A 7,633-nucleotide genomic window follows, 5' to 3' on the forward strand; every position below is an offset into this window, starting at 1 on the left:
GTTCGGTGCGGATTAGAATTTCAGGTTTATACCGAAGCTGAAAACGCTCGTCAGCGGATAGATATAGGTGCTTCCGTCGGTAGTTTCGGGGTCGATGCCAATATCCGTCAGTTCGTTCTTGAATGTATAGACATTGTTGGCATTGAAGTAGACGCGCAAGGCACGGATACGGCTGCGAGCCAGCCGGCCGCGCGTCATATCGAACGTATAGCCCAATTCGATATTCTTGATCTTGAAGAAATTGCTCGACTTCATCCAGAAATCGCTCGTCAGGTAATTGTTGTCGCTGCTCGTCGTATCGAACGTCATCCGCGGGAAGGTGATCTTCTTGCCGGCAGCATAACGCTCGGCAGTCCAACGGCCGTCGTACATCCATTTCCAGGCGTTGCCCGCCCGCTTGAAGAACGGCATCGTGTAGCCGCTGTTCAGGTAATAGGAGCCGTTGGCCGTACCGATGAAGAGCACGCGCAGGTCGAAGCCTTTCCACCCGACCGACGCTTTGACGTTGAAATGGTACTCGGGATAGTTGGGATAACCGATCGGCGCGATGTCCTTATTGTCGATCAGGCCGTCGCCGTTGAGGTCTACGTAACGGATGTCTCCCAGCGTAGCCCGGTTGGCCGTATAGGTATTGTAGGGACGATTGGCAAGCTCCTCGTTGGTATTGAAAAAGCCGTCGCTGACCAGTCCGAAGCGTTGTCCGATCGAGAATCCGGTCTGGTTCATCCAGGGATAGGGATTCTCGGCTTCGGCCTTGTAGACGATCTTGTTGCGCGAATAGCTCACGTCGCCGCTGAGCGAATAACGCCAGTTGCCGATCTGGTCTTCCCACGAAAGGAGGAGTTCATAGCCTTGGTTTTTGGTAATACCGACATTTACCGGGGGAACCTTGTCGGAACTTACGCCGTAGATGATCGGAATGGTTCCCAGCGTGGTGAGGATGTTGCGGCGGTCTTCGCGGAACCAGTCAGCCACCAGCGAGAGGCGATTGCGGAAGAACCGCGCCTCGATACCCACGTCGTATTTCTTGGCCCGCTCCCAGGTAATGTCGGGATTGCCGATCACCCCTTCCGTAGCGCCGACCCAATAGGGATTCTGCGACGAACCGTCGGAGTTGCCCAGCCAGTAGCCGCCCTGATTGAGGTTATAAGTATTCGGCAGGTAGTAGAACCGCCGATTGCCTCCCAACTGGTCGTTACCGACCTCGCCATACGACGCGCGGATTTTGAGGAACGTCAGAATGTCGTTCTCGGGGAAGAATTTTTCCGAAGTGGGAACCCAACCGATCGAATAGGCCGGGAACCAGCCGAAACGGCGTCCCCTGGCAAACTGTTCGGTTCCGTTATAACCTACGTTGACCTCGGCCATGTAACGATCCTTATAGTTGTAGGTCACACGACCCACGAAGCCCATGACGCCCGAAGCCACATTGTACGAATCGCCCGGCATGGTATAGCGGGAAGCCTTGGCGAGCACCAGCCCGGAAACATTATGCCCGTTGAAACTGCCATGCCAGTCGATGCCCGCATCGAGGTAAAGCTTGTTCCAGTTGCTGTATCCCCACGACTCGAAGGAACCGGCACCCATGCCGCCGCCGAAGAAATCGAGCACGGTCGGGTCATTGGGATTGCGCTGCACCGAGTAGGTCGGGATCGAGGGTTTATATTTGACGATACGGTTGTAGTTGTCCTGGTAATTGACCGTGCCGTAGATACGCAGGCCATCCAGCAGGTAGTCCATCGTATGTTCCAACTTGATGGTATTGTCGAGCAACGAGTTGAAAATACTGTTCGTCCCAGCCGTCAGCAGGCTTACGATAGCGTTCTGCGAACCGAGCTGGCTGCCCGTCTTCACGGCCAGGGGATTCTGTTCGGAACCCGCCGTGCCGGCAAACCCGTTTACCAGGCGGCCGTCGATCATACCCGGAGAGATGAAGGGGTTGCCCTCGTAAATATACTGCATGATGCTTTTGTAACGCGACGACAGGTCATAGGGGTCGCTTCCGCTGCCCAGTCCCTGCGTTTCACCGAACTGCCCCGCCGTATTGATCGAGATCTTCCAGTTCTTGGCCACCGAGATGTCGAAATTCGACCGGAAATTATAGCGGTTGAACTTCGAACCCGTATTGGCGTCATGGTAGTGCACGTCCCGCGTGATGCCGGCCTGCGAGAAATAGCCGAACGATACGAAATACTTTACGCGTTGTGTGCCGCCCGCCACGTTGAGGTTGACCTGCATCTGAGGGGCATTGCGGTCGAACATCTCCTTATACAGGTCGCGGTTGGCATAGTAAAGTGCGGGTTGCTTCTTGAGCAGCTCCCGTTTTTCGGCCGAAAGGTTTGTCTTGGCATCGACCTCTACGGGCGTATAATCGCGGTTGTTCTTGAACTTCCAGAGATCGTAATCGTCGAAAATGTAGGTTGAAAGGCTCTCCGTTCCTGCGAAGCTGCGCTGCTCGTTGCGGATGGCTTCGTTGCGCAGCAGGGCATACTCATAGGAAGAGGTGCCCTTCTGGAAATTCGAAGCCCGCGTAAAGCCGTAGTTCATCGAAAAATTCACTGTCGGGGCTCCCGTGTTGCCGCGTCGCGTAGTGACGATAATCACACCGTTGGCACCGCGGATACCGTAAACGGCAGTCGAAGACGCATCCTTGAGGACACTGATACCCTGGATTTCATTGGCGTCCATCGCATTGAGCTCGGACATGGCCTGCTCGGAAGGTTGCTCCACGCCGTCGATGACGATGAGCGGGCTGGCCGATCCGTAGGTCGAGATACCCCGGATGCGGATGTTCGCAGCGTTATGCCCCGGTTCGCCCGAAGTCTGCAGCCCGCTTACACCGGGCGTGTTGCCGATCAGCGCATTGGAGATGTTCGCCACGGGCGTGGCCACCAAATCCGTACCCTTCACCTGGGAAATCGAACCCGTGACATTCACCTTTTTCTGGACAGCATAAGCCGTAACCACCACCTCTTCCGCAAGAAGCGACTGCTCCTGCAAGGTAATGTCCACCACGCTTTGCGCGCCGATTCTGACCGTTTGGGATGCGTAGCCGATAAATGAAAATTCGAGCTCATCCCCGGTCGACACCTTGACCGAATACTGGCCGTCGGCCATCGACGTAGTACCGCCCGCGGTACCCTTCACGATGATCGTAACTCCCGGCAAACCGGTTCCCTTCTCATCTTTTACGGTTCCGGAGACAACCCGGGACTGCGCCGCCGCCCATTGCGGAAGGGCACTGCTCAGGACAATCAGCAAACCGTACAGCAGGGACGTTTTGAAGAATTTTACCATAAGATTAAAGTTGTTTTAGGTTTTGCAGTTTGATATCATTCGACGACGACCCCCTCGGCCTGCCGGTACATCGCAGGGAGATCGGAGCTGAACAAGGATCGAGGACGGTCGTACATAATCTTGAAATCCGCCTCCGATACATGCCCCGGATAGACCGAGTAATAATGTTTATCGGATTCGTCGGAGACATACTTGTTACGCCACATGACCACCATCGAAACACGTTGGGTAGTCAGCGGGGCAAGGATACATTGTGTCCAGTAATCGGCCTTAGTGAAGGATTCCTGACCCGTTTCGGTGACGCCGCAGGGCTTCAACTTTTCACGGGAAAATTGCGTCAACGCCTTCAGGTTCGAAGTAAAGGCCGCCGTGTTGAGCCCGTGGTAGCAATCCATACCGATGAAGTCAACCCATTCGTCGCCCGGCCAGCGGAACGACAGACGTCCCCGCGCATCGGAATATTCCGAGTCCATCTGGGGTGAGATCGCATAGATGAGATTGTGCACCCCCCTGGTATCGCGGAGGTATCGCACGGTCATCCGCCAGAAATCAATGAACTCCTGCTCGGTCGTGCATTTCGAACCCCACCAGGGCCACTCCTGGGTGTGTTCGTGATAAGGGCGGAAAATAAAGGGAACCAAATTCCCGTCGGCACCTTTGAGATTGAGCGCAAAGTCTGCCAGCCGGTCGAGCCATTGCCGGTAAAGGGCATGCTGAGGGCTTTGCGGATCGAGAATCGCCCGAACGACACCCGTGTTGCCGTTGTCCCACGAATCCCCGCCCGTGAGCGGATTGTTCAGGTGGCAGCAGGCAACGATTACCTCGCCGCGGCCGTAGGCTTCGAGCATGACACGCCGGCGGATGGCATTCTCCTTCCGGTCGCTCTCATAGTCGGAGCGATTGTCCATGATAGGCGCCAGGTCGACGCTGAAGACAGCAGGATAGTCCCCGCAAACAGCCCTGGTATCCGAACCGCCCGGCACATCGTACCAGTAACGGCCGTACCACAGATCGTCGTGGTGTCCGAACATGAATCCCCTGGAAGCGACCGCCCACAGGTTCGAATAGAGTGCTTTGGTCTGATCCGTCGCCTGCGGGTCGACGATTTTCAGCCGGGTCGGTTCGTCCGGATCGGGATTGGGATTGGGATCGGGCTTCGGTTCATCGTCATCGGGATTATCATCGCCCCCGCCCGGAGCCGTGGAGGGAGGGGGCGGAATTTCGACGTCTCCGCCGCCGCACGAGACGGGAACAATACAGCACAAGGCAATGCAGCAGAATGCCTTTGCAAACAACAGGAATAAGCGGTTCATGGCGATCCCCGGGTTACTGCTGGCGCTTTTTCATCTTTACGATGAACCGCTGCGGATTCTGCACATACTTGTCGAAATCCGAATAGTCCGACCAACCCGGCATGGGGGTTCCGGCAACGGGAAACTCCAGGCCCTGGTTCATGATCTGACAAGAGAAGGACTTTCCGCTCTGCTCGTAGGTCAATGTCGTGGGCTCGCTGTAGAAAGTCGCCGTATGGGCCGTGCCGTCGGAGGCCGTGAAGGTAACCAGCCCCGTCTTTCCGTCTTTCCGCCACGTGCTCTCCCCTTCGGGAATGCAGCGGTAGAATTTTTTCAGGTCATGGCCCCCGTTCGAATTCCATTTGAAATCGGCATATTTGCCATCGGGGCCGGCATCGTTGTAACAGGTGCCGTAGGTGTCGCCCGTCTGCGAATCGACGCCCGTAAGCGTGATGGTCAACACGTTGTCATCCTCGACCATCGGCTTGTAACCGCCGTTCCAGTTCCAGTGTTTCCACATCAGCGACTGGCAGTAGCATCCGTCGTTGCTGCCGCCGAAAAACCACAGGGCGAAGGCGTTGCCGTTCTCATACTGCGATTCGTCATGGTTATTGACGTCGTAGTCCATGTCGTAAACCCCTTCGAAGGGCTCCACGAAGGGGTCGTAGGAGACCGTATAGGTTCGGGTTTCACCCGTTTCGGCCGTCACCACGATGTCGCAGGAACCCGAGCTCAAATCGATCGTCGAGCCGGCCTGAACCGAGGCCTTCGCATTGTATTGCAAGGTGATTTCTTCGACTTTGACTTTAGTCATGTCGGCTATTCCGCCCGTGACCAGTTGGAAACGGATCGTACCGGTTTCGTCGTGGCGCCAGTCGTCGGTAATGACCGCTTCCCCGACCTGGCTCTCCACGCGAAAGCCCAACGGCGTACGTTCGCGTAACCAGGGATCGACCATATCGGGGCCGGACGAATCGTTTTCGTAGCATCCGGCAAGAAGAGTCCCCGACACGGCACACAGGAAAAGAAGGATAGATTTTTGCATAGGATTTTGGTTGTTAGGTTAGTTTGCCATGTCCGGCCGCGAACCGCTCCGGCAGTCGGATTCCGCCGGAAAAAGGTCGCACCATTCACTAATGCAAATTTATACAAAACCCACACGCCCGTTTAATACGTTTTTAACCAAATCCGATGCATATAGCACCTTAACGGAACATTTCCGGGCCCGACGGTATCAGACGTAAATCTTTTTCGGAATGAACAAGATACGGAACTTATGAGGCGGCATGCCTTTCTTGCGTTTGAAAATGCGGTTGAAGTTAGCCATGTTGTTGAATCCGCAGCAGTAAGCGATCTCGGCGATGGTCATATCGGTGTCTATCAGCATGCGCGCCACGTGCCCCAGGCGGATCTCGGTCAGCGTATCGACGTAGCTCTGCCCGGTGACTTTCTTGATGAAACGGCTGAATGCCACGTCGGACATGCTGACCACGGACGCGACTTCGGAGAGGGAGATCTGCCGGTTGAAATTCTGGTTCATATAGGCGAAAACCGTCTCCAGGCGTGCTGAGTGGGACTTCATTTTCTTCTGGATAAAGGTCGTGTCCGAAAGCAGGCGGCGCTCCTGGCAAAGGGAGAGGCTGTTGAGAATCATCAGCATGTCCAGCACGGGCTTCATGCCGCCCGACGACCCCTGTTCGTACAATTCACGGATGCGGGGAGCGAGCAACTCGGTCGTCTCGCGGGAAAAAAGCACGCCCCGGCGGGCCTCATCGAAAAGCTGTTTGAGCGCTCCCATCGGATTGCGGTTCAGGAACTTGTCATCGAGCAAATCAGGACTGAACTGGAGCGTTATTTCATGGATTTCCTCCGATTTGCAGCGATCCGTAAACCAGGCATGGGGCGTATCGCCGCTCACCAGCACCAGTTCCATATCCCCGATCGTCCCCACATGGTTGCCGATTACGCGCGAAGCTCCCGCGGCATTGATTACCAGATTGAGTTCCATCTCCTTGTGCGTGTGGAGGGGGAAGTCGAAGCAGCTCTTCTTCCGCGAAAAAATCATGAAACAGTCGTTGTCGGTGAGCGGTGTGCTCTCGCGCAGTATTTCCATATGTCGGACTTTTAAGAGGGTTCCGGTTACAAAATTAAATAATTCTCACAATTCGCAAAAAAACACTAAATTTACCAACACCTATGTATTATATATAAAACCGGTCATGAATTCATAATTCATTAATTCATAATCTAATGCAACTCTCTTTTTTTAACGACGCAAGCCGTCCGGCAATCCAGAAACCGCAAAATAAGATTATATTCAATTAAAATAGTACAAGAAAATAGTATTCTTAATATGTAATTTTGAAAACCGGCCGATCCGTTTGTGTTTTTCTGCCGACCCACTTATATTATTTTAACCAAAAATGAACCCTTCCTCTTCCATTTCCCGGAGAACCCAGGTTCTCGTCACGGCCATCTGCCTGCTTGCAGCAGCTTATGCGCAAGCCAAAAACAGACCCCCCGCCGCATCGGAGCAGCAGCTCTTCATCGGCGAAGGAATCGCCGAAGCCGACACCGAATACGGCCCCGTCCGGGGATTCCTCCTGCGCAACATCTACTCCTTCCGTGGCATTCCCTACGGAGACGACACCGGCGGCGAAAACCGCTTCATGCCGCCGCAACCGCCGCACGCATGGCAGGAAATCCGGCCTGCGGTAGCTTTCGGGGCCTCATCACCTCAACCCTTCTACGACCGGCGGCCCGAATCCTACTCGATGTTTGTCGACCATTGGAACTACGACCTGATGGGCGAAGACTGCCTGCGGCTCAACATCTGGACGCCGGGCCTTGCCGACGGCAAACGCCGTCCGGTACTGGTATGGCTCCACGGCGGGGGTTTCACGCAGGGTAACGGCATCGAACAGGACAGCTACGACGGGGAGAATATCGCCCGCTACGGCGACATTGTGTTCTGCTCGGTAAATCATCGCCTCGGAGCGTTGGGTTTTTCCGACCTGGCCGGCGCCGGCGGTGAAAAGTACCGC

The 7,633-nt window shown here is 55.1% G+C and carries 5 protein-coding genes; 1 reads left to right on the top strand and 4 read right to left on the bottom strand.

What is annotated here, in order from left to right:
* Positions 1-12: 12 nt before the first annotated feature.
* The 4 genes from QVP03_RS06500 to QVP03_RS06515 all read right to left on the bottom strand — a co-directional run bounded on the left by QVP03_RS06500 (position 13) and on the right by QVP03_RS06515 (position 6,702).
* Positions 13-3,297 carry a SusC/RagA family TonB-linked outer membrane protein gene (locus QVP03_RS06500; protein WP_022332713.1) on the bottom strand — a complete coding sequence of 1,095 codons (3,285 nt, stop codon included), beginning with the start codon at positions 3,295-3,297 and terminating at the stop codon, positions 13-15.
* A gap of 35 nt (positions 3,298-3,332) precedes the next feature.
* Positions 3,333-4,610, bottom strand: a complete 1,278-nt coding sequence (locus QVP03_RS06505; protein WP_022332714.1) for a glycoside hydrolase family 26 protein — start codon at positions 4,608-4,610, stop codon at positions 3,333-3,335.
* Between the two features lie 13 nt (positions 4,611-4,623).
* Positions 4,624-5,634, bottom strand: a complete 1,011-nt coding sequence (locus tag QVP03_RS06510) for a hypothetical protein (protein WP_022332715.1) — start codon at positions 5,632-5,634, stop codon at positions 4,624-4,626.
* Between the two features lie 189 nt (positions 5,635-5,823).
* A complete protein-coding gene (locus QVP03_RS06515) occupies positions 5,824-6,702 on the bottom strand; it encodes a helix-turn-helix domain-containing protein (RefSeq protein WP_022332716.1) in 879 nt (292 codons plus the stop codon).
* A 310-nt stretch (positions 6,703-7,012) separates the two neighbouring features.
* Between QVP03_RS06515 and QVP03_RS06520 the strand changes: the two genes are divergently transcribed.
* A partial coding sequence (locus QVP03_RS06520; protein WP_288210684.1) for a carboxylesterase family protein occupies positions 7,013-7,633 on the top strand: 621 nt, incomplete at its 3' end.

It is taken from the genome of Alistipes sp. CAG:29 (assembly GCF_000435435.1).
Lineage (GTDB): Bacteria > Bacteroidota > Bacteroidia > Bacteroidales > Rikenellaceae > Alistipes > Alistipes onderdonkii.